Raw genomic sequence first — 22,894 nt, 5'->3', positions numbered from 1 at the left:
CTTGCTGTGGCAGAACTTCCGGCAGTTCGTAGCGTCAGAAGTAAGCTCTAGGCTTCTCAGTGATCGTCTGCATTCGCGGCTGGTACTTCCGCGATCCGGTGTTGTCCGCCGCCGTCATTTGGCTCTACGGCTTTGTCAGCGGCCGTTTCGGCGCTCTGCTCTTGCAGCACCGCCGCATACTCGCTCAGGGCAACCTCGCCAAACGGGGTCAGCCTATAGCGACCACGGGCTACGCGCTCAAACCAGCCGTAGTAGTTGCGCTGGAGCACGGCTGCGGCCCCGCTGACGGCTGCTGTGCGGGCGAGCTGCGCCGGGGCCGCTTCCTCCAAGCCCTGCAAGGCTGAGGCCACGCGCAGCGCTTTTTCCCGGTAGGCCGTGACCAGCTTGCGCCGGGTACTGCCGCCAGTGTTGTGGTCGCCGCTGCGTGCGTGAAACTCCCGTAGCAGCTTTTCCTTGCGCGAGCCGGGGCGGGCTGCTACCGTTTTGCGGTCACCAGCGTTCATACCCACAGGCTTGCAAAGTACCTCTACGAGCGGCGGCTTGGTCTTGTAATGGGTGACGGTGAGCAAGCCCAGCCCCAACTGGCGGCACAGTCCGACCAACTCATTCCAGCGCTGATTGACAGCTCCTTTTTTCGCACGGTTTCGTTCCACCGCCACATACACATTGCTGCTTAGCTTCAGGCGCTGCATGCCTTGCAGCACAAGCGCCAGATTGAACGTCTTTTTAATCTCCACAATCAGTGGCTCCTGCTGTTCTGGCTTTATACCCACCAAATCGCAGTTACGTACTTCTCCCTTGATTTCGTATCCCAAGTTCTCAAAAAAGGCTTTGATCGGAGCGTACAGCTCCGTCTCATGCCGAACGGCCATGCTTCTCCCGCTCCTTTATCCCATTATTCCGAGCTTATATTGTACCATAATGCTTCAGGTCCGCGTCGTTGTTGTATATTTTAGCACAGTGTATCTCTCTGTTTTTCGAAAAATCCGGGGAACCTGTCACAGAAAACAGGTCAATTCTGAAATCAATCTGCATAGGTATGTATTACACTTTTTTTTAAGAGGATTGCATCATATCCTGAAAGGCGTGGACGAGTGTAGCCATTAACCATCCGGAGTGGAGGATAGTCATTACGCAGTCATGGGAGGAACCGAGCATGAATATTTTTGAACGCGTTGCGGAGTATCGGGCGGAAAACAACCGTCTGGCCTGGAGCGGCACTTTTAGAGAGTATATCGAGATACTCAAGAAAGACCCGACGCCGGCGATGACCGCTCATGCACGGGTTTACAAGATGATTGAATCTTTTGGTGTAGAAGAGATTGGGGGACATAAGCGATATAAATTTTTCGAGCAGGAGATTTTTGGGCTGGACCGGGCGCTGGAAAAGCTGGTGGAGGAATACTTCCATTCCTCAGCTCGGCGACTTGATGTGCGCAAACGTATTCTTCTCTTGATGGGACCCGTGAGTGGGGGGAAATCGACGCTGGTGACCTTGCTAAAACGTGGTCTGGAGAAATTTTCGAGAACGGATCAGGGGGCGGTGTACGCCATTGAAGGTTGCCCCATGCACGAAGATCCGCTTCATCTCATTCCTCATGAACTGCGTCCCGAATTTGAGAAGGAGTTAGGCGTGCGGATTGAAGGCAATCTGTGCCCAGCCTGCCAGATGAGATTGCGCACGGAATTTGATGAAGATATTGAAAAGGTCCGCGTGGAGCGGGTGTTTATATCGGAAGAAAATCGGATCGGCATCGGTACGTTCAGTCCTTCTGATCCGAAGTCACAGGATATTGCTGATTTAACGGGCAGCATCGACTTTTCTACGATTACGGAGTATGGCTCGGAATCCGATCCGCGCGCGTATCGTTTTGATGGAGAACTGAACAAAGCTAACCGTGGACTGATGGAGTTTCAGGAGATGCTGAAATGCGATGAGAAGTTTTTGTGGAATTTGCTGTCTCTGACCCAGGAGGGTAATTTTAAAGCGGGACGTTTTGCATTAATCAGTGCAGATGAACTGATCGTTGCCCATACCAATGAGTCGGAGTATAAAAGCTTCATCTCGAACAAAAAGAACGAGGCTCTGCAATCGCGGATGATCGTGATGCCGATTCCTTACAACCTTAAAGTCTCGGAAGAAGAAAAAATTTACGCCAAGCTCATTGAACAAAGCGACATGAAGCATATTCACATCGCCCCACATGCGCTGCGGACGGCTGCTATTTTCTCCGTGCTTACCCGTTTGAAGGAGACGAAGAAGCAGGGCATGGATCTGGTCAAAAAGATGCGTATGTATGATGGTGAAGAGGTGGAAGGCTACAAGGCAGCCGATCTGAAGGAAATGCAAAATGAGTTTCTGGAGGAAGGCATGTCCGGGGTAGATCCAAGGTACGTCATCAACCGCATTTCCAGTGCGCTCATTAAGCAAAATGTAGAGTCCATCAATGCGCTGGACATTTTAAGAGCCATCAAGGATGGTCTGGATCAGCATGCTTCTATTACGAAGGAGGAAAGGGAGCGCTATCTGAATTTCATTTCCGTGGCCCGTAAGGAGTATGACGAGCTGGCGAAAAAAGAAATCCAGAAAGCCTTTGTGTACTCGTTTGAGGAATCAGCCAAGACGCTGTTCGACAACTATTTGGATAACATCGAAGCCTTCTGCAATTGGGTGAAAATCCGCGACCCGCTTACGGATGAGGAACTCGACCCGGATGAGCGGTTGATGCGTTCGATTGAAGAGCAGATTGGGGTATCGGAAAATGCGAAAAAGGCGTTCCGCGAAGAAATTCTCATCCGGATTTCCGCTTACTCACGCAAGGGACGCAAGTTCGAATATCATCATCATGATCGGCTGAGAGAAGCGATTGAGAAAAAATTGTTCGCGGATTTGAAGGATATTGTGAAAATTACGACCTCGACCAAAACACCCAACGCTAATCAACTCAAACGCATGAATGAGGTGATTAAGCGGTTGATTGAGGAACACGGTTATACAGGTGCCAGTGCTAACGACCTACTTCGGTATGTAGGTAGTCTGTTGAATCGATAAAATCCGGTAAGCAAGAGAAATAGGCTGGATTAATGAGTTGTGATGGAGGACGTCGTAGCTGAATGAAGATATCTATCGATTGCGTAGCCTATGAGGAATCTGGTAACAAGCACTGGGAGTTTTAAGTGCTGCCGGATTCTTTTTTTATTGTGAAGGAGTTATTTTAGATGCTTGTCCATCATGGATATGTGAGTAATAACAATGAATTCACTGAATTTATAACATTTCCCAAAAATGTGCCGATAAATATGGTAATATTAAATGGATGTAAACTATCTTATTTGGAGGGACCTGTATGATTAATGTAGATGAAAGTAGATTGAAACAGATTCAATATATTGGAATTACGGATGATGATTTGGCTTTATTGCATCTCCATCAGGGTTTGTTCCAATCTATTGTGGATGAGGTGGTGGATCGATTTTATGATCGTGTGGAAAAGGTTCCGCACCTCATGTCGATTATCTCCCAATGGTCCAATATTGAACGCTTAAAGAAAACACAACGAGAATACTGGCTTTCTCTGGCAGATGGGAAAATAGATGAACCATTTATAGAGCATCGTCTTCTTGTAGGTCAGGTGCATTCCCGCATTGGTCTGTCCCAGGATTATTATTTGGGCACATATATAATCTACTTGGACATTGCAGTAGATATTTTGAAGCATTCGGGGATCGACGACTGGTATCCGATTGTTCATGCTCTTTCCAAAATGTTCAATCTGGACTCTCAGCTTGTACTGGAAGCTTATCAGAAGAAGGAAAAGGAGGAAATTAACAAGCTGACCGATGAGCAGATACAAGTATTAACTGTTGTTTCCAGCATCGCTCAAAATTTGACTGGTATGATTGCTGAATTGCGTGAAAATACAGACAATATAGCAGATAGTGCCCGTAGAACAGCCTCTTCGCAAGAACATGCGGAAGAATTGGTACAGCAGTTGGGCGATGAGATCAAGCATATTGAGCAGATGAGCGGCACGATTCGCGAGCTATCGGATCAGACACACTTGCTGGGGCTGAATGCGGCGATTGAAGCAGCACATGCGCAGGAAGCAGGGCGCGGGTTTCAGATTGTGGCACAGGAAGTACGCAAGCTGGCATCCAATTCCAAGCAGGCGCAGGAGCAAATTCAGGGCAAGGTACTGGATATAGCCCGTATGCTGAAGAGTGTGCAATCCGAAACGGCTGCCACAACAGCCAGTGCCCGACAACAGGCCTTCAGTTCTGAGGAATTGGCTTCCTTTACAAAGCTAATCGAAAATATGGTGAAAGAATTGGAAGCGCTTCAACATCCCAAAGAAAGGATGTAGGTGTGAGAGGATAGAATGAGTTGTATCTCGGGGAGAGCTTTTTGAGGAAAATAACGCTCTCCCTCCATGGCGGTCCAATCAACGCAACCGAGGAAGAGCGTAGTACTTATAAGGAAATGATTGATTTCTTCCATTCAGTATGAGCCGCAAATGCCCTTTTCCATAACTCGTCACGCTCTTGGTGACTATAGCTAAGAAGCGGCTCACCCAATACATCTGCCAACACTTCCAGCCACTGCGATTTATGATCCAGCTCTATTTTTTCCAATCCGTTCAGCCCGTGCGTGGCTCTGCCCCTAAAGGCTGAACCCGGCACGATGCAGGCAGACCCTGTAGCCCAGTGAATGTAATAGTACGCTGAAGGCACCATTCAGATGAAAACAATAACCGCTTCTACCCTGTAAAATAAGTTGAACTGATTCTGTTCTTGAAAACCAATGGCTGCCGGCTTTCTTGCAAAAATGTCCAATATTTTCCAAAAAAGATGTTTTACATGGGCCTTATGCAGCTCAAATAAATGGATTGGGTAGGAGGCTGAATGTCTTGAATTTCGATCCTGTTTAGTTCCAAGCCGACAGATTATAGCAGCGCTTTAAGCTCACGTCGGTATTTGTTTAACTGCACGAATGATGGAATAACGCGTTTGGCAGAACGGATATCGCCTATTCTGAGGTTGCGGACCACATGATAGGGAGAGATCAAAAGCGTGTGAAGCAAATGTAAATCATGGGCGTTCAACGGGCGATATCGTTGATAGTAGTCGACCGCGCGCAGCATCTTGGTCCCGTTCCAAAGACAATTTCGATGAAGAAGATGGGATAAGTCTTTCATTCTTTCGTGCAGGGAGCAATTTTCAAAATCGATTAAATGGATCTTGAGCTGTCTGTCTATAATCAGATTGGGGTAATTGTAATCGCCATGTATAAATGCGGCGGCCCTTTGTTCCGAGTCGATTGCTTCTCGAACTTTGGTCTGCTGTAAATGATTCGTCACTTCTTCACAGAGATCCACGAGATGTGCTGTGCCTTTGTAGGGACTGAGGTGTTTTTTGTATCCAGCTATTTCATCAACCAAGCCTTCGTAACGTATTCTGGCTGCCGGAGCTTCGGTGACAGGAAAGCCTACGGCGCTGGAGTGAAATTTGGCTAAGGTGGAAATTCCCTTTTTGAAATCTATTTTTTTTTTGAATTTTGGCCTTCGTCCATTGACCCAATTCGTTAATGTGTAAGAGCTGCTTTCATGAGTCATGTAAGCGGACTGCTGTACCGTGGGATAGACCTTTTGGCTTCGGGTAAATCCTTGCTCATCTAGCCAGGACAAGATCCGTACAATAAAACGAACCTCATCTTCCGAAAAGCTGTATGGTTTTAAGCAATAGGTCGCGTTGGCGGTCTCGATTTTGTACACGTCTTTGATTTGATGAGAATCTCTTATCTTTATACCGTAGGTACGCTCAACTAAAGGCAAGAGGGACATCTTTCTCCTCGCTTTCTCTTATGAATTAGACCATTCATGCAAGATATCAATGATGTGTAATCGAAGAGGCCATGTTTGATCCCAACTGTCCAGTATTTCCAGCTCTCTTGAGCGGTTCGAGTGGCGAGAGGCATGCCAGGCTTCTCGCGGCAATTTGCATAAGGCCGTGATGGTTTTCCGTTCTGTTCGGTTTAGGGGTTTGATTCTTTCGTATCCGTCTAGCAGCGATTGGACAAGTTCGGGATTGAATTGAGTTGTATTCATGAGGGCCTTGGACAGATCAGTATAGACAGAACCCACCTTGATGCCGTCCCAATCAATGATTTTGAGCTCCCCGGCATCGGAAATAATAACATTGGGGGTTGTAATGTCGCTGTGTATTAAGGCGGGAAGATGCCTTTCCTTTTGGAGAAGGTTTAAAATAGAAGTGCCTTGTAAATCCCTCCATGCTTGTGAGGATAAATGTTTGCAGGCTTTGCCGTACTTTCTGTACCATCTATGGTACTCTTTATTACGACTACTTTTTGCTTTGTCATTTTGAAAGCGATGGTCTTGAGCTTTCCACGTCCGGATTTGTTGTAGTGTGTGGGATTTTTCTGTTCGAATTCGATACAAACTAATGGGAATGGTATGAAGCGTGGCAAGTGCCCGTCCAAGCTTTTCAAAATCATCAGGGTTCTCCAATCCTCTTCCTTTGATCCATTGACTTACATAAAACGGCTTTCCCTGATGTGAAGTCCATAACCTCCCGGAATGAGTTGGAAGCCACGCGGCCATGTACTTGTACTTTCTCTTCCTTAAAATCCTTATATAGCTCGCAACCTGCTTTATCTGCTGGATCGTACTTACTCGGGTAAGCTTTGTGCGACTGCAAAAGGGCTTTAATGCATAAGTTCCCTTCCTCGTCTTGATCTGGATGACTGCATTTTTTCGGTACAGCGATGAGATTGAGTTTGATTTTAACGGAAACAGACCGAAACGACGGGGAATTTTGTGAATCTCTGCTTTTGTATAGGATTTCGTCATAAGAACCTCACTTGAGTCGTGATAAAAGAAAAAGGCAATCGTCTGTTAGTTATCAGTCTATTCATGAGGAAGATGAAGGTGAGTTCAAATATTGCAAGAGCCATAAAAAAGGAGCAGCGAAAGTTCGCTGCTCCTTTTGAATTAACTCTGTATTTTGCAAGCTGGAATGGGGTCTGGATCATTAATCATTACTGTCATCGTAACGGTCATCATCATCATCATGATCATCGTCCGTATCCACGATTTTTCCAGATGTCGCATGGATTTCGATGTCAACGGCTCCTTCGTTGGTGAGAATCTTCACGTCATAGATAAACTGTCCGTCTTCCTTGTCCAATTGGGTAGACAGAAGGGTACCGGGTACTGTCTTAAGAGCAATCTGTCCGGCCTGTTTCTCGGTTATGGTGATATTACTTGGCTTGTTTAGGGGCTTCTTGGCATTCAAGTTATCATCCAACTTTGAATGGGACCGAAGGGTTTTTCCAGTATAAGCATCCACATCCACGTCCCAATCTTTATTACCCTGTTGAAGTTCCACCTCATAGTAGGCTTTTCCGGCTTTATGTTCCAGTTCTACATCTTCAACCTTAGCACCATTGCCCACAGCCTTTTTGGCGATATTGGCAGCGGCTGTCGCTTCAATGAGATTCGCAGACTTGGCTGCCCAGACGGCATTTGCCGAAACACCTGCTACTGTAGCACCGAGCAAAACTGTTGCCCCCATGATTCCTAATGTATAGTTTTTTTTCATGTATAGTTCCTCCTTGTGATGTAAGCTTGAGTACAGCTTATCTATTGAAAATGAGAGGAACGTAATAAAATCATTAGAAAACGATGAGAGAAAATGAGCGATGATGAGAAGAGAGTCATCATTAATCTTCGTTGTCCTGTTTTTCTTTTTCCCAAGTTACAGAATCAATAGAGCCTGATACCGCGTTGACCTGCACCACGGCCTCACGCCCATCCTTTACATCAACCTCAACGAGATAATAAAGGCTCTTTTCGTTACGATGAAGCTCAATATCATCTGTGGTTCCTCCGTTCATCGCCTTTGCAGCAAGCTGGGCCGCTTCCTTTTCTGTGATGACGAGAGATGCAGGATCAGGGTTAGGGGAGCTTGGGATGTTTTTCTGGGGCTCCTGTATCGTATCCGTATAAGCTTGTGTTCGTCGAATGGAGTCAATATGGCCGTTATAGGCGTTGACTTGTATTTCGTATTTTCCTTTGGGACGCTGTAGCATGATCAGATAAGCATCATTCAAGCGTTTGGATTCCAGCACCTCGCCGGGATATTGATGCAATACAGACTGGATGGCCGCTTTTTCCTCCAACGGTGAAGCCGATAACGACTGCGCCCAAGGCGATTGCAGAAGGTAAAGTGTGATCAGTATAGCCGCCACTGCCGCCCCAATCATCCACGCATAGATGGCTTTCATCGTTATTCTCTCCTTTTGGTTAATCTGTGGGAACGGCGGGGAGGATGATCGTTGCTGTCGTTCCGCTTCCCTGAATACTTTCTAGCCCAATGTGAGCATGAAGGGCCTCTGCAATTCCTGTAGCCAGCGATAAGCCTAGTCCGGCTCCACCTTCTTCGCGGCTTCTGGCTTCATCCACACGATAGAAGCGGTCAAATACTTTAGATAGCTTGTCCTGCGGAATTCCAATCCCTTGGTCTGTGATTCTGATACAAGGTTGAGCCATCTCACCCGTGGTTCCAATAGTTAGGCGTATCGACTCGTCACTGTATTTACGTGCATTATCCAAAAAGATAAACAGTAGCTGTTTCAGCTTATTTTCATCGCTGTAGCCCATACAGTCCGCCTGCACGTCCAGTTGCACTTCCCGGGCAAAAGCATTTTCAAATGTGACCTTCAACTCTGTCACGATTTTGCTCAGGCGAACCGGCTCCAACACGACATTCCATTGCTCCTCGTTTCTCGCCAAAAGAAGAAGCTGCTCTGCCATTTCCTTCATTCGTATCGCTTCGGAATGGATGGCTTCAACGGACTCGGCGAAAATCTTGGGATGCTGCAGTCCCCGGCGTTTGAGCAGGCTAGCATAGCTTTCAATAATGGTGAGGGGTGTTTTTAATTCATGGGACGCATTGGAAACAAATTGTTCTTGCCGGACAAAGTTGCGCTCCAGCAATTCAATCATGTCATTAAACGTTTCTCCCATTTCTACCAGTTCGTCGCGTGATGAGGAGTTGAGCGGAAGGCGCTTAAATTTCCCGCTACGTTGAATCTCTTTCATCGTGCTAATCATAGATGTGATTGGACGTGTAATAAGTCTGCCGAGCAATCTTCCCGAGATCACGACAGGACTGAGCGCAATCCCTGTGACCGCTATAAGTACGATTCTGAGTACCTGTAGCGTCTGCATCGTCGGTTGCAGGCTTTCAGTTATCTGAAGATTGACGACCTCTCCATCGGTCCAGATCATGGGAACCGATACAAGAATGTAACGGTTGTTTTCATGGGTAATCACGCGTACTTGTCGTGTCTCATCATAAACAGCCTTCATCAAACTGAGAGATTGCTCCGAAGAAGAGGTGATCGGAGGAAGAAAATCGCTCTCCGGTTTCATTAGCCGAAGCATGCCGTCTGGTGGCACATAGGCTCGAAGAAGATCCCCTGCGACTACCGATGCCGGGGCGCGCTGAATGCCGCGAATCATGTTGTCCGCTACGGCTTCTACCTGATCTTTGCGGCTGTCTATCGAAAGGTGGCTGAACAGGAAATAGACCGAAAAGTTAATGGCCACAAGTAAGATCGCGAGTAATAACGAGGTGTACATATGGATTTTGTTTTGCAGCTTCATAACGATTCCTTCAGCACATAGCCAATTCCGCGTACGGTATGAATCAGTTCAGGGAGCTGGCGCGTGGGGTCAATTTTATTGCGCACGTATCGGATATACACGTCCACTACGTTGGTATCGCCGTAATAATCAATACCCCATACATTCTCCAGTAATTGTTCCCGGCTAAGCACCTGCCGCTGATGTCTGAGCAAATGAACGAGTAAGTCAAACTCTCGCGGCGTAAGCTCAATACTGTGCTGACCGCGAAGTACTTCACGGGTACCTTCATGGAGGCGTAAATCCCCGGAACGGAGCCATGCATCTTCCACTTCGGGGAGGTTTTCTTTCGTTGCACCTACTCTAAGCGCGGCGCGGACACGTGCAAGCAGCTCTTCGATCACAAAGGGCTTGGTAATATAATCGTTAGCTCCCAGATCGAGCCCTTCGACCTTATCCGCAATGGAACTTTTAGCCGTCAGTAAAATGACAGGAATGTTCGCATCATCCTTACGAATCCGCCGCAGTAGTTCGATGCCGCTGAGACCGGGAATCATAATATCCAGCAGCACCAGATCCCAATGACCTTTGCAATAGGTCTCTAGTCCGTCAATTCCGTTTTTTTCTTTGCATACGTGATATCCTTCAAACTCAAGTTCGATCTCCAGAAGCCGGGCAATTTTCTCTTCGTCTTCCACGATCAGAATGGATTGGTTCATGGTCATGCCCCCTTGTAGGCGAATAGCCGATACGGAAGTATTTTAGCATAAGCGGTCGGGTAAGACACACTTAAGTAGTACGAGATTTGTAGGAAATACTAGGTCATTCATATTTATTCATAGAGTATTTTTATATCAAGGATTGAGCGAGTTTTTTATGATATGTTATATTTCCTTACATTATAAAGGAATAAAATGCCATGGTAGCGCTATATATATCGTCTTTTATCCTGTATGCACAATAAACAAGCCTTTGTTTTGGTCAGGACGAACATTGTTTATGGAAGGAAAGTTGCAGTAACATAAGTTAAACCTATTCAACAAAGGAAGAAATACATCATGTCTAAGCCACAGGAGGGTCATATGGAAAACGAAAAAGAAAAACGCCACCCGAAAACGTTTGAGTCTTTTGCATTTGCCTGGCTCATAAAATAATTGGTTCTTGAAATAAACCGCCTTTTCCTGAAAAGAGCGGTCTATTTGCGTTCCATCCGGTAAAAGGTTTTGTTTTGTAAACTTTTTTGGTACACTATCCTGAAAATTAAGTTAGGCGAGAACTTTGCAAAATCCTAAATATATGTGCTGTTACCGCAAAATAAGTAGCAAGGTGGTCTGTCCATATGAAAATACCGGGTGTAACCGTTCAGGAGCTTATGACAATGCCCGTATTGAAGGAGGCGAAGGTACTAAGCGGAGAGCAAGGATTAAATCGGATTGTCCGTTTTATTGATAACAACCGCTTATTCCATCCGTCATGAGCCTGAGGTATTGTGTCAAATTATTCAATTATTGCATCAGGGCGGGGCCGCAGCACTTGCGATCAAGCCGACCCGCTTTCTCAAGGAAATTCCCCGCAGTGCGCTGGAGGAAAGCAATGCCTGCGGCCTGCCCGTGATTGAGATTCCGACCGATATTCCATATACGGATATACACAGCGAGTCATGGATATGGTGTTGAATCGGCAGGCAGAGCTGCTTAAATCCCTGGTTGCTTTGATTGATAATGGAGGCCGAGCCATCGTCACTTCACCACAGGAATGGAATTGGGTGGAGGCGCAGGATTCCCGTCATTTTCCGATTAATGTCGATAAACGCACGGTTGCCAAGCTGGTCATTGCCCGGAATGAGTTGGATGATATGGAGCAGGTGGGTATTGAGCAGGCACGTCTGGTAATGGCGCTGGAATTAATGCGTGAAAAGGCGGTAGAGGATACGGAAAGCCGACTGCGGGGTAATTTTATCGATGAGCTGATGACACCTCCGGTGCCGTTGCGACATGAGGTTGAGCGCAGAGGACGTCAATTGGGATTTAACCCGGCATATGATTGGGAGGTCGCTGTACTGGAAAGCGCTACCGCTCCGCCAGAAGAGATTCTGTCCGGATTGCTGAGTCAGGAATCCACCCGGCGGCGTGTGGTATCCCATATTGAGTTCCGTTGCAATCGGGCGATACTATTTTTGCCTACTCTTCATGCGAATGATCACCATGACGGGGTATGTAAATTCGGAGATATCGAAATGCACTATATGCCTTGGAGAAGCAATGAACAAAGAGGAATTTGCCGATTTGTTTGAACGTAAGCTAGGCAAACTCCAGCAGTATGATCGGTCTCATGGTAGCGATTTGCTTAAAACGTTATTTTATTATCTGGAAAACCAGGGCAGTCTGATGGATACGGCGAATTATCTTTTTATACATCGTAACTCGGTCAAATACAGACTGGAACGGAGTCGTGACATTGCGGATTTTGATCTCGACGATCCACGCGAGCAGTTCATAATGCCATACATGTCTGATTCATTATTATTTGCGGGAACATAAGTAGGCGGAAACGGTTGGTTTTTGAGGGCAAGGAGGAAAAGGTATGGATAAAAAAATATTAGTAGCGGACGATGAACCCAGCATTCGAAATGCGCTGGCCTATGCGTTGAAAAGGGAAGGTTTTTTGGTAGAAACCGCTGTTGACGGGGAGGACGCATTGGAAAAAGTCCGTTTGTTTCACCCGGATGTGCTGGTGCTCGATGTGATGATGCCCAAGCTGGGCGGATATGAGGTATGCCGCCGTTTGGAAAGTCGGAAGGGCATCGGTATTTTGCTGCTGACCGCCAAAAACGATATCGTGGATAAGGTGCTCGGGCTGGAGCTGGGCGCGGACGATTTTATGAGCAAGCCCTTTGATCTGCGAGAGCTGCTCGCACGCATCAAGGCGCTGGTACGAAGACTGGAGCGGGAAGGAGCGCCCGCGCCGGAAGGATCAGAAACGATACTTGGCCCGTTGCGAGTGCGTCCGTCCAGCAGGACGGCAGAACTGGAGGGAACAGCGCTGGAGCTGACACCCAAGGAGTTTGATGTGCTGGCGCTTCTGGTGTCACACGCTGGGCGGGTATACACGCGGGACGAGCTGCTGGAGCAGGTATGGGGCTTCGATTATGCAGGTGGAACACGGACAGTGGATATTCATATCCAGCGCCTGCGCAAGAAGCTTGAACCGCATCAGTCACTATTGCTGACGGTGTATGGAATCGGCTATAAGGCGGAAAAGATGTTGTGAACGAACGCCAGTTGCTTGGCGCTGGACCCTATCTATTTCACCAGGTCGATTCCTGATCCAGCCGGACACGAGGTTCATCGTTGACGAGAAAGTCGTACCAGCGGTTGCGAAAGCGAACCTGAGGCCCGTCTGCGGGTACGTGCGCGCCTCCATGCGGAGCGCTTCAGGGATAGGACGCGTATGCTGGCTTTCCACCACCGCCCGATCCTCTTCCAGCACGATGCGCCCGTTTTGGCAAAAGCCGAGCGACAAATTGGCTCCCCGATGTGCACAATACGCATGTATGGCGCGTACCTCGACACTCCTGTTCTAATTTACATATATGACTTACATACATGACTCACGGGTCATTCCTTGTATTATTACAATACACCCCCCTCATCCGAACTGAAACAGGTGCCCTGAAATTGGAAAGGTTTTTTGGCTTCCATCACATATCGTACATCCCCGCGAATATACTTAATAACCAACAAGGCCAAACTGTGCCGTGTATCCACTTGGGGGGTGCCTAACAATGCCGGAACCACGTGAGCCATATTCATTCATCGTATCCCGCGAAGATTGGTCGCTGCATCGCAAAGGGTACCAAGACCAGCAGCGTCATCAGCAGAAGGTCAAAGATGTGATTAAGCAAAATCTGCCCGATCTGATTACAGAAGAAAATATTATCATGTCAGACGGTCAGCAGATTATTAAAGTGCCGATTCGAAGTCTGGACGAATATCGCTTCATTTATAATTATCAGAAGCAAAAGCATGTAGGCCAAGGGGACGGCGACAGTCAGGTAGGCGATGTCATCGGACGCGATCCTGCTTCCCAGAAGTCCGGTAAAGGTGAGAAAGCCGGAGACCAGCCCGGATACGATATCATGGAGACGGAAGTCAGCATGGAAGAACTGGAAGATATGCTGTTCGAGGGCATGGAATTACCGCATTTGCAGCAGAAAGACAAGGAACAGATTGAGGTTGAGTCCATCGTATTCAATGACATACGCAAAAAAGGCATGCAGGCAAACATTGATAAGAAGCGAACCATTCTTGAGAATCTGCGCCGCAACGCACGTCAGGGGAATCCGGGCATTCATCATATCAGTCCGGACGATCTCCGTTACAAAACATGGGAGGAAAAAACCATCCCCCATTCCAACGCGGTGATCATTGCGATGATGGATACTTCAGGCTCGATGGGATCTTTTGAAAAATATTGCGCCCGCAGCTTCTTTTTCTGGATGACCCGCTTTTTGCGCCGCCAATATGAAAAGGTAGAGATTGTCTTTCTGGCGCATCATACCAATGCCAAAGAGGTTACAGAGGAAGAATTTTTTACCCGTGGAGAAAGTGGCGGGACCATCTGTTCTTCGGTCTATCTCAAGGCATTGGAAATTATCGACAAGCGCTATCCTCCTTCCCATTATAATATTTATCCCTTCCATTTCTCGGATGGCGACAATCTGACCTCAGATAACGATCGGTGCGTGAAGCTAATTGAGGAACTGATGAAGCGCAGCAATATGTTCGGCTATGGGGAAGTGAATCAATATAATCGCAGCAGCACACTGATGGCGGCCTATAAGAACATTAAAAAGGATCAGTTCATGTATTACGTCATCAAGGAAAAGGGCGAGGTGTATCAAGCCTTGCGTACCTTTTTTCGCAAACGGGAAGGGGGAAGCGCTGGATGAGCAGTGCCCATCAGGAGCTAGAATACGCCATAGCTGAAATTATGGAGATAGCCAACGGATTCGGGTTGGACTACTATCCGATGCGGTATGAAATTTGTCCGGCAGATATTATATACACCTTTGGGGCTTACGGAATGCCCACTCGATTCAGCCATTGGGGCTTTGGAAAGACGTTTCATAAAATGAAGATGCAGTACGATTTCGGCCTAAGTAAAATCTATGAGCTGGTCATCAACTCCAATCCATGCTACGCCTTCCTGCTGGACGGAAATTCCCTGATTCAAAATAAACTGATTGTCGCGCATGTGCTGGCGCACTGTGATTTTTTCAAGCACAATGCGCACTTCTCGGCCTCCAACCGCAATATGGTGGAGAGTATGTCCGCTACGGCAGACCGGATTAACGGTTATGAAATGGAATATGGTTCGAAGGCCGTCGAATCCTTCATTGATTCGGTACTGGCTATACAGGAGCATATTGATCCGCAGTTGATCAAGCCGCAGCATCTGGACAAACAGCGATATATGGAGCTTAAAATCCGTGAGTACAAGGAACCGGGAAAACGGAAGCGCCCAGACGGGCCCTACGATGATCTGTGGTCACTGGACACGGTACAGGGGCAGCCTGATCCGTCCGAGAGCGAAGGCATTCGGGTACGACAGTTCCCGCCGGAACCGGAGAAGGATATCGTCTGGTTTATTCAGGAATTTTCGGAGGTGCTTGAGGACTGGCAGCGGGATATTATGACGATGCTGCGGGACGAAATGCTGTACTTCTGGCCACAGATGGAGACAAAAATCATGAATGAAGGCTGGGCCTCCTATTGGCATCAGCGGATTGTCAGGGAACTGGATTTGACCGAGGATGAAACCGTTGAATTTGCAATGCTGAATGCTTCTGTCGTACAGCCTTCCAAGCAAAGCCTGAATCCGTATTATTTAGGGCTTAAAATATTCGAAGATATTGAGAAGCGATGGGATAACCCGACCCGTGAGGAGCAGGAGCGACAAGGACGCAAACCGGGCGAAGGACGCGCTAAAATGTTCGAGGTACGGGAGTTTGACTCGGATACCTCTTTTATACGCAGTTACATGACCAAGAAACTGACAGAGGATCTGGATCTATACGTGTTTGAGAAACGAGGGCCGGATTGGAAAATTACAGATAAATCGTGGGAGAACATACGGGACCAGCTCGTATTCTCGCGTGTGAATGGCGGCTCCCCTTATATCGTCGTTGAGGATGGAGATTATCTGCACACTGGCGAGTTAAAGCTCAAGCATCAGTTTGAAGGGATTGAGCTGGATTTAAAGTATATGGAGCGTACGCTTCCAAATGTGTATCAGCTGTGGGGGCGGACCGTTCATTTGGAAACGATGATTGAAGGCAAGCTGGCCTTATTCTCATACGACGGCAAGAAGCATCATCGCAAGTTTGTATAAGGGAGCAGGGTAACGAACGCAGAATGAATATCTAAAAGGTGCAGTCGTAAAACGGGACTGCACCTTTTTTCTCTATCCCATCCACAGCAGTCGAACGACAGCCATACTCACAATACCGACAACGACGGTAGCCAGCAGGTTTTTGCTCCATAATGCAGTCACCAGTGTAGGAAGGATAGCAATAAGCACTTTAAATTGAAAATATGCTCCTATTAATCATTTGATTAAAATATTCATCCATTTGAACAGCCGATACATCCCTGCTATTTTGAATCCACCATATATTAAGGGAAGAAATAACGCTGGCATAAAACTCCGCAATGATTTCAAGAGGGACTGTGAAATTTTTACCTCTTTGATTTAATTCTATGAAATCAAGCATGAGAATTTCCTCAATATGATTTTTCAAAAGATTCATTAGAGTATCATCTTTTTTTTGATTTGAGACAATCATATCTAACATTTTTCGTTTAGAGTTCTTCTCAATAGTTTGAAACGGTTTTTGTATACGTTCTTCTAAGCTGTTTTTCCTCAATTCATCCTGAAATTGTAAAAAACCTAAATTTAATAAGTCATATTTGTCCACGAAATGCTTGTAAAATGTAGTTCGATGCACCATTGCCTTTTCGCATATATCCTTAACGGTGATTGAGTTGAAATCTTTCCTCGGATAAAGAAGAAGCTCCTCTAGTGCATTCCAAAGAAACGTATGTGTCCTTCTGACACGGAGATCTTTAACTTCTTCATTATATTTCATCTACACTTCACCCTTTGTTGTAGTTTAAATATACATTAGTAGAAAATTGATTCTTACATTAATAATGCCGCAGAAGTATACTTCTCTTCAAGCATATGTATACATACTGCATAAGTATAGCAACAAAAACCGAACCGAAAAGACTATTAATTCTTTCAGGAGTTTCAGGCGAGGAATAGCTTAATCATAGAAATGTCAAGTGTTTTAAAACATATAAAGGAAGTGCTCCTATGTCTAATAATCGCGTGTGCAAGGTTTTAGGAATTGATAAACCTATTATCCAAGGACCCATGGCTTTGGGATCAATGTCATTATGAATTCTGAATTGTTGGATCCTGTAACTAAGATTGCGCTGGAGGAGAGACCGGCAGTCATTTATGCAGATACGTTAATCGGGCTTGATCTGGAGCTATCTAAAATATACTTTGCGAAATGGCATGAAGCTGGCTTAAAAGTAGTTGTAAAGGCAAGTACGATTCAAGACGCCGTTACTGCGGAAAGAGCAGGAGCTGATGTAGTGATCGTAAAAGGATGGGAGGGAGGAGGACATACGTCTTATGAAGCTACAACTGTGTTGGTTCCGCAAGCTGCGGATGTGCTATCGATCCCGATTATAGCGTCGGGTGGAATTGCAGACGGAAGAGGAATGGCGGCAGCGATAGCCCTTGGTGTTAAAGGAATTGAGATGGGAACGATTTTCATGTGTGCAGAGGAGACCCCTGTGCATCAAAACGTGAAGGACATCATGATTTCAGCAGATGATATGCAGACGGTGATTACTGGAACTTGTACAGATGAACCATGTAGGCAGCTAAAGAACAAGCTTTCGGATGAAATGATTGATATAGAAAATAGCTTTCCTAAAGCAGAGGCAGCTTTAAAACTGAAGGCTGTAGCTGAAAGCTCATTACGGAAAGCCATGCTCGAAGGCGATGTCCATGAGAAGGGGGCTGTAATGGCAGGACAAATCGTTCCATTAGTCAAAGAGATTAGGACTGCTAAGGACATTATGAATGATGTGATCCGTGGATATCATGAAACCGTATCTCATATCACAAAGTTTGAAATTTGACTATTTTGACAATAGTGGAGGAACCGGCAATGATTAAACAAATGGCAATAGGTACAAGAAGACCTGATATGACGCATGAAGAGTTTATTAATTATGTAAAGCATATTCATGGATATAAAATCACATCCTCCAATCCCTTGGGCATAAGTGAATATATACAAAATTATGTATATGATGCTGCATATGGTGCTAAAAGTGATGTGCTAGATGGTGGATATAAAATTGTATATGCGAGAGACTCCGTCACTGAATTGTATTTTGAAGATACCGAGGCTCTGGACAAAACATTTTCCGATCCGTATGTATACAAAGTAGTTGGTCCTGATGGGCTTAATTTTAGTGATCTCGGGAAATCGTTACCCTTGTTAGTCACCGAACAGGAGGTGGAGGTGACCAATCCTTCACCTGGTGGCATTAAGATCTTTTATCTTATCAAGAAGAACGATACCTTGAGTAGTGAGGAGTTTAATCGTTTGTGGTTTGAAGCCCATAATGAGATTATGACGAGTCACGAAGCTGTGAGAAATCAATTGAGAAGATTTATTAACAATGTACAAATATCTGTCGGAAAATCAAATTACTTCGGTTCAACAGAAACCATATCTTATGATGGAGTGGCTACCATGTGGTTCGATACTACAGCGGCGTTTAGAATGTATCAATCTGAACTGGCATTGATTGCTCAAAGAAAGGGCGATTTTATCAATCAATCTGCGACATTTTTCTTGTACACGGATCCACTCACAATTTTTAAAAAGGCAGATGGAGAATAATTCGCTCCGACAGACATACTGCTCGAACGGTCAAAATAGAAACGTTATACAGCCTGGATCCTGAATAAGAGGGTCCAGGCTATTTTGGTTTAATGCTGCAAACATCTTGGAAATGATGTGACCTAGAATTTAGTTAATAAGTTCCTGGTCTAAACCCACTGGCTTTCAGCCAGTAAATCCTTTCAGGACTAGCAGACACTTCAGTGTCCTCAGGAAGGTTGGATATACTGAACTAGGGTGAGAAGACATGGGATATATTCAAAACGGAAGCCATACAAGGTATGATCTCGAATATGGACGACGAAATACCGATACAAAGTGCTACAAGGTGCAGTGGCAGAACGGTACGGGAGTTAATCCGCCAAGGGTGTGAAGTGAGAAATATCAAAATTATTCGTGGAAGCATAGGTAAAGAACATGTACATCTACGGGTGTCATGCCCACCGACGATTGCACCAAGTAAATGATTACAGTACCTGAAAGGTCGATCCTCTAAGATGTTGCAGGAAGAATTTCAGGAATTGAAGAAGCGTTACTGGGGCCAGTATCTGTGGGCACCCGGGTATTTTTGCAGAACAGTAGGAGCTGTGACGGAAGAGATGATTAAGGAATACATCGAAGATCAAGGAAATGGTAAAATCGACGAAGTATTCAGGATTGAAGAGTGAGTTTCAGTCACGAGCTTTAGCTTGCTTGAGCAAGAGGGCATTTCAGTGCGCTTCAGAGCAGAGCGCGACTTTCAGTCAGAGTTCTTTAGCCGGCTTGAGCCGGAACGGCGACTTTCAGTCGCTTAGATAAATCCCTGCACTTTAGTGCAGGGTGGTTTAGTGTAGGTGGTTGCCAATTAAGCATTTGACCTCAATTTTAAACACGTAAGTTTCCGTTAAGTCGCAAAATTAACAAATGATATTTTACAATACAGTCTATAAGAAGTGACAAATGATAATACAGAAAGTGTCATTTTCATGGCACAGAAAGTGGTGTTTATAGGCTGTATTCATGACAAAACTAATTACAGCGGACACACTTTTGTGTATTTTTCTTGTATAGACTTTTTGGATACGAGGAGGCAGGGTCTGTGGATTCAATGCAGTATATTATCGGCTCAAATTTGGCTCGAATCAGGAAGACTAGAGGACTTAGTCTGGATAAAGTGGCTGAACTGACAGGGGTCAGCAAAGGAATGCTGGCACAGATTGAGAAGGGAAAATCCAATCCTACGGTGACTACACTTTGGAAAATCGCCAACGGTTTGCATGTGTCCTTTTCCACATTCCTCAAAGAAGACCCGCCGCAAATCACTAAAATCAGCAGGAAAGACCTACATCCGGTGATTGATGAGAACGGCAACTATTTTGTGTACCCTGTATTCCCGTATCATTCGGAAAAAAAGTTCGAGGTGTTCACGGTATGCCTGAAGCCAGGCTTTACACACCAGGCAGAGAAGCATCTGGGAGAGGAAACTATTCTCATGATCCGTGGGGAAATGTACTTTGAAATGCAGGGGCAACAGCTCAAGCTGAGTGCAGGGGATGCTGTGCAATTTCAAGTATCTGACATACATACCTACCGCAATGATTCGGATGAGGATGCAAATTTTTATGTATTGATTTATTATGCGGATTAATGGGATGATGAGCATAGCCTAAAACAGGCTTCCACTATATAAAAAGACAGCTATGAGAAAAAGAGAGGAAAGAACCCATGCAAAGCAAGTACATCCGAGAAACCTACTGCTTTAAAACGTCCCGTGTATTTCCCAATGATGTTAACAATCACAACACGCTCTTCGGAGGCAGGCTCATGTCGTACATAGACGATATTGCATCCATCGCAGCCGCTAAGCTGTGCCGCACGAATACGGTCACAGCTTCCACGGATTCGGTGGATTTTTTGCTACCCATCCATCCGATCGATTCTGTCACGCTGGAGGCGTTCGTAACCTGGACAGGCCGTAGCTCTATGGAGGTATTTGTGAAGGTAATCCGCGAAGGACTGATGACTGGCGACCGAAAAATTGCAGCCACCGCCTTCCTGACCTTTGTGGCGATAGACGAGAACAACCGTAAAGCCATCGTGCCGCAGGTCATTCCGGAGACAGAAGAGGAAATACAATTGCACCAGACTGCGGCATCGCGTGCAGCGATACGGCGTCAGCGCAGGGAGGAAAGCAAGCAACTGGCGAGCTTCCTGACAACAGATTATCCGTGGGAGCTGTAATCTCCTGTTATGTGGGTTGCCAGAGCACCGCAGGTTTACAAACATAGCGAGCTTGTGTCATGGATTACTGATACAATAAATGACAATGGTCCTGAGATGAGTTGCAGCTTCGACGCTGGATGCGACAACTGCATCCTCCTATCTGGGGTACACACATACCAATCGGCATGTTATGTGTAGCGTTATTGTCTCCTGTGCTGGGAGCGGTTGCCGATCTGACAGGCAGCAATCTGTCTTTTCTACGAATTTTTACGGGGATTGGCATCGTCGCCACACTGGGCTTTAGCTTGGTAGGGGAAGGAGACTGGCTGCTGGATTCCGCGTTGCTGGTCTTGTCGACCATCGGATTCGCGGGCGGCAACACCTTTTATGATGCGATGCTCCCTGATCTGGTTCCTTCCGGTAAGCGGGAAACCGTATCGGCCAAAGGCTACGCTTATGGTTACATTGGCGGAGGGATCTTGTTGGCGATCAACATGCTGATGATCCAAAAGCCTCAATGGTTCGGATTGGGAAACACACTGGAGGGAACACGTCTTGCGTTTGTTTCGGTGGCAGTATGGTGGTTGGTGTTTTCGTTGCCTTTTTCGCTATCGGTATGCTGATGCTGTGGACTGTGGATATCGCGAAGGGGAAGGCTGACGCGCTTCAAGCCGATCTGGACAAGGGATAGCCCAGATACAGGTTCAACTATCATTTTCCCGCAAAAAGAAGCCGTTCTTCCGATAGCAGTGATCTGCTGGGAAGACGGCTCTTTTAAAATAACTAATCACTGGAAGCTGCTGCTTCGTTCCGCTGTTATCTCCCCATTGAATCGCTTTGGCTCCATCGTCGGTGGTTAGGCCTTGAACTGCACCGCTGGCGGTGTCGATGTTCATACTGTCAAACCAGTCTATCGCCAAAGAAGTCCCGGTGGGAAAACGCAGCGGTAGCGTCAATCTAAGCCCTCATCGCAAATGAGGGCTTAGACTGACGAACATCGTGATATAACTGTATCAACTATTTTTTTGTTTCATTTGCATATTGCCTTTGAGTGTACTCATGTACACTCAATCTTATTAGAATACCCCATAAGTAGCGGGTGTAATTGGATTATGTCCTGTATCAACAGGAGGCATGATGATGATCAAACCTAATACGATTGTCAAAGTAATAAATACCTTTTTCATTTTTCAGTTCCCCTTCCAGAATTTTTTTGAATAGCAGGGCGTAACTGTCAAGCTGCGACGGGGTAGCAAAACCTCTAAACGCCTCGAATAGAGCTACACACCGTTTAAAGTACTTACTATCTTCTATTGTAATAGAAGATTCCAATGCTTGTAGCAGACAGTTTAGAGCATCAACGAAGTTATCTTTTCTCAAATGGTACAGGGCTAAATGATAAGAATAATCAATAAATTGAAAAATATTTCCGTAATCCTCCAATTCGGCAAACGATGCACTATGCTGAATCATTGCAGCTAACTCAGAGTCTACGTCCCACCCATGTTGTAAGGCTGCTCCGATGATGGAGACGTGGGCCGGAAGCCAATCGTCTTCCGGGGATATTTCTAAGAACCTTACAAACTCAGCAATAATATGCCTGTTGCCTTCAAACAGCATTAACTCATATTCATTTAATTTTGCCAATAGTTTGAAGTCCTCTACCACCTCCTGATCATCCTTATCCAACCCATTAAACCAACCAAGCTCTGCGTATTTTTCAATATAACCTCTAGCGGCTGCGTAGTTTTGTAACTTTAGGTGTGCAACACCCCGCATTAGGTGACTGTAACCATAGTAAAATACTAGAGGTTTTTTTAAAGGTTTATTATGTAAATTTCCATGTGTGCCTGTGCCGTTTAACATCTCGTCATAGTTTAACTTAGCACATGTATACAAATGTTCTGTCAACCTAAGAAGTCTTTCCCAGTCTTCCGATGTAAAACACATCCGAATGTAATGAACGATTGCGTCTAAATCTTTTACACTAAGCAGGTCTTTAAGTACGTCGTTTTCAATTCCATCCATTCCC

22 protein-coding genes and 4 pseudogenes are annotated in these 22,894 nt (G+C 45.9%); 12 read left to right on the top strand and 14 right to left on the bottom strand.

Annotation, left to right across the window (positions count from 1 at the left end):
• Positions 1-56: 56 nt before the first annotated feature.
• Positions 57-872: a DUF2161 domain-containing phosphodiesterase gene (locus ACWGOO_RS02715; protein ID WP_452481284.1), complete on the bottom strand. Its 816-nt coding sequence runs from the start codon at positions 870-872 to the stop codon at positions 57-59.
• A gap of 284 nt (positions 873-1,156) precedes the next feature.
• Between ACWGOO_RS02715 and ACWGOO_RS02710 the strand changes: the two genes are divergently transcribed.
• Complete coding sequence (locus ACWGOO_RS02710; RefSeq protein WP_452481283.1) at positions 1,157-3,052, top strand: PrkA family serine protein kinase; 1,896 nt, start codon at positions 1,157-1,159, stop codon at positions 3,050-3,052.
• A gap of 295 nt (positions 3,053-3,347) precedes the next feature.
• Positions 3,348-4,364, top strand: a complete 1,017-nt coding sequence (locus ACWGOO_RS02705) for a protoglobin domain-containing protein (RefSeq protein WP_452481281.1) — start codon at positions 3,348-3,350, stop codon at positions 4,362-4,364.
• Positions 4,365-4,470: 106 nt separating this feature from the next.
• On the opposite strand, the gene ACWGOO_RS02700 is transcribed toward ACWGOO_RS02705, so the two are convergent.
• The 8 genes from ACWGOO_RS02700 to ACWGOO_RS02665 all read right to left on the bottom strand — a co-directional run bounded on the left by ACWGOO_RS02700 (position 4,471) and on the right by ACWGOO_RS02665 (position 10,384).
• The gene (locus ACWGOO_RS02700; RefSeq protein ID WP_452481604.1) at positions 4,471-4,734 is read right to left on the bottom strand and encodes a hypothetical protein; all 264 of its coding nucleotides are present in this window, start codon (positions 4,732-4,734) and stop codon (positions 4,471-4,473) included.
• Entirely contained in the window at positions 4,661-4,843 is a 183-nt protein-coding gene (locus tag ACWGOO_RS02695; protein WP_452481279.1) for an arylamine N-acetyltransferase, read from the bottom strand. Before ACWGOO_RS02695 ends, ACWGOO_RS02700 begins: the two co-directional genes overlap by 74 nt.
• A gap of 100 nt (positions 4,844-4,943) precedes the next feature.
• Positions 4,944-5,840, bottom strand: coding sequence for a phosphotransferase (locus tag ACWGOO_RS02690; protein WP_452481277.1), 897 nt, complete (start codon positions 5,838-5,840; stop codon positions 4,944-4,946).
• Positions 5,841-5,858: 18 nt separating this feature from the next.
• Positions 5,859-6,866, bottom strand: a complete 1,008-nt coding sequence (locus ACWGOO_RS02685) for a phosphotransferase (protein ID WP_452481276.1) — start codon at positions 6,864-6,866, stop codon at positions 5,859-5,861.
• A gap of 181 nt (positions 6,867-7,047) precedes the next feature.
• Positions 7,048-7,617: a PepSY domain-containing protein gene (locus ACWGOO_RS02680; protein ID WP_452481274.1), complete on the bottom strand. Its 570-nt coding sequence runs from the start codon at positions 7,615-7,617 to the stop codon at positions 7,048-7,050.
• Positions 7,618-7,738: 121 nt separating this feature from the next.
• Positions 7,739-8,302, bottom strand: coding sequence for a PepSY domain-containing protein (locus tag ACWGOO_RS02675; RefSeq protein ID WP_452481272.1), 564 nt, complete (start codon positions 8,300-8,302; stop codon positions 7,739-7,741).
• Between the two features lie 19 nt (positions 8,303-8,321).
• A complete protein-coding gene (locus ACWGOO_RS02670) occupies positions 8,322-9,686 on the bottom strand; it encodes a sensor histidine kinase (RefSeq protein ID WP_452481271.1) in 1,365 nt (454 codons plus the stop codon).
• Positions 9,683-10,384 (bottom strand): response regulator transcription factor, encoded by a 702-nt coding sequence (locus ACWGOO_RS02665; RefSeq protein WP_452481269.1) that lies wholly within the window; start codon positions 10,382-10,384, stop codon positions 9,683-9,685. The genes ACWGOO_RS02670 and ACWGOO_RS02665 overlap by 4 nt, the downstream gene beginning before the upstream one ends.
• A gap of 620 nt (positions 10,385-11,004) precedes the next feature.
• Here ACWGOO_RS02665 and ACWGOO_RS02660 point away from each other — a divergent pair.
• Together ACWGOO_RS02660 and ACWGOO_RS02655 are read left to right on the top strand one after the other, a co-directional pair.
• Positions 11,005-12,209 (top strand): annotated as a pseudogene (locus ACWGOO_RS02660) (PucR family transcriptional regulator).
• 39 nt (positions 12,210-12,248) lie between these two features.
• Complete coding sequence (locus ACWGOO_RS02655; protein ID WP_452481267.1) at positions 12,249-12,935, top strand: response regulator transcription factor; 687 nt, start codon at positions 12,249-12,251, stop codon at positions 12,933-12,935.
• 37 nt (positions 12,936-12,972) lie between these two features.
• Here the strand turns inward: ACWGOO_RS02655 and ACWGOO_RS02650 are convergent.
• A pseudogene (locus tag ACWGOO_RS02650) lies at positions 12,973-13,154 on the bottom strand (aromatic ring-hydroxylating oxygenase subunit alpha); the annotation flags it as partial.
• Positions 13,155-13,449: 295 nt separating this feature from the next.
• On the opposite strand from ACWGOO_RS02650, the gene yhbH reads away from it, so the two are divergent.
• Both yhbH and ACWGOO_RS02640 read left to right on the top strand, forming a co-directional pair.
• Positions 13,450-14,616, top strand: coding sequence for a sporulation protein YhbH (yhbH, locus tag ACWGOO_RS02645; RefSeq protein ID WP_452481265.1), 1,167 nt, complete (start codon positions 13,450-13,452; stop codon positions 14,614-14,616).
• On the top strand, positions 14,613-16,058 hold the full coding sequence (locus ACWGOO_RS02640; protein WP_452481263.1) for a SpoVR family protein: 1,446 nt from the start codon (positions 14,613-14,615) through the stop codon (positions 16,056-16,058). The genes yhbH and ACWGOO_RS02640 overlap by 4 nt, the downstream gene beginning before the upstream one ends.
• A 72-nt stretch (positions 16,059-16,130) precedes the next feature.
• Here ACWGOO_RS02640 and ACWGOO_RS02635 read toward each other — a convergent pair.
• Both ACWGOO_RS02635 and ACWGOO_RS02630 read right to left on the bottom strand, forming a co-directional pair.
• Positions 16,131-16,250, bottom strand: a pseudogene (locus ACWGOO_RS02635) (AzlD domain-containing protein); the annotation flags it as partial.
• Positions 16,249-16,815 carry a TetR/AcrR family transcriptional regulator C-terminal domain-containing protein gene (locus ACWGOO_RS02630; RefSeq protein ID WP_452481261.1) on the bottom strand — a complete coding sequence of 189 codons (567 nt, stop codon included), beginning with the start codon at positions 16,813-16,815 and terminating at the stop codon, positions 16,249-16,251. The gene ACWGOO_RS02630 and the pseudogene ACWGOO_RS02635, both read right to left, overlap by 2 nt.
• 313 nt (positions 16,816-17,128) lie before the next feature.
• Between ACWGOO_RS02630 and ACWGOO_RS02625 the strand changes: the two genes are divergently transcribed.
• From ACWGOO_RS02625 to ACWGOO_RS02600, 6 genes and pseudogenes are all read left to right on the top strand, one after another.
• Complete coding sequence (locus ACWGOO_RS02625) at positions 17,129-17,887, top strand: NAD(P)H-dependent flavin oxidoreductase (protein ID WP_452481259.1); 759 nt, start codon at positions 17,129-17,131, stop codon at positions 17,885-17,887.
• Between the two features lie 29 nt (positions 17,888-17,916).
• Entirely contained in the window at positions 17,917-18,660 is a 744-nt protein-coding gene (locus ACWGOO_RS02620) for an EthD domain-containing protein (protein ID WP_452481257.1), read from the top strand.
• A 291-nt stretch (positions 18,661-18,951) separates the two neighbouring features.
• Positions 18,952-19,328 (top strand): annotated as a pseudogene (gene tnpA, locus ACWGOO_RS02615) (IS200/IS605 family transposase).
• Positions 19,329-19,738: 410 nt separating this feature from the next.
• Positions 19,739-20,287, top strand: a complete 549-nt coding sequence (locus tag ACWGOO_RS02610; RefSeq protein ID WP_452481255.1) for a helix-turn-helix domain-containing protein — start codon at positions 19,739-19,741, stop codon at positions 20,285-20,287.
• A 77-nt stretch (positions 20,288-20,364) separates the two neighbouring features.
• Positions 20,365-20,880, top strand: a complete 516-nt coding sequence (locus ACWGOO_RS02605) for an acyl-CoA thioesterase (RefSeq protein WP_452481253.1) — start codon at positions 20,365-20,367, stop codon at positions 20,878-20,880.
• A 119-nt stretch (positions 20,881-20,999) separates the two neighbouring features.
• On the top strand, positions 21,000-21,485 hold the full coding sequence (locus tag ACWGOO_RS02600; RefSeq protein ID WP_452481251.1) for an MFS transporter: 486 nt from the start codon (positions 21,000-21,002) through the stop codon (positions 21,483-21,485).
• A gap of 81 nt (positions 21,486-21,566) precedes the next feature.
• Here ACWGOO_RS02600 and ACWGOO_RS02595 read toward each other — a convergent pair whose 3' ends face one another.
• Together ACWGOO_RS02595 and ACWGOO_RS02590 are read right to left on the bottom strand one after the other, a co-directional pair.
• Positions 21,567-21,818 (bottom strand): hypothetical protein, encoded by a 252-nt coding sequence (locus tag ACWGOO_RS02595; protein ID WP_452481249.1) that lies wholly within the window; start codon positions 21,816-21,818, stop codon positions 21,567-21,569.
• A gap of 166 nt (positions 21,819-21,984) precedes the next feature.
• Positions 21,985-22,890, bottom strand: coding sequence for a hypothetical protein (locus ACWGOO_RS02590; protein ID WP_452481248.1), 906 nt, complete (start codon positions 22,888-22,890; stop codon positions 21,985-21,987).
• Positions 22,891-22,894: the final 4 nt, after the last annotated feature.

The organism is Paenibacillus sp. NPDC055715 (assembly GCF_053617595.1).
The sequence above is the reverse complement of the archived record's forward strand: the minus strand, read 5'-3'. Positions and strand labels throughout refer to the sequence as shown.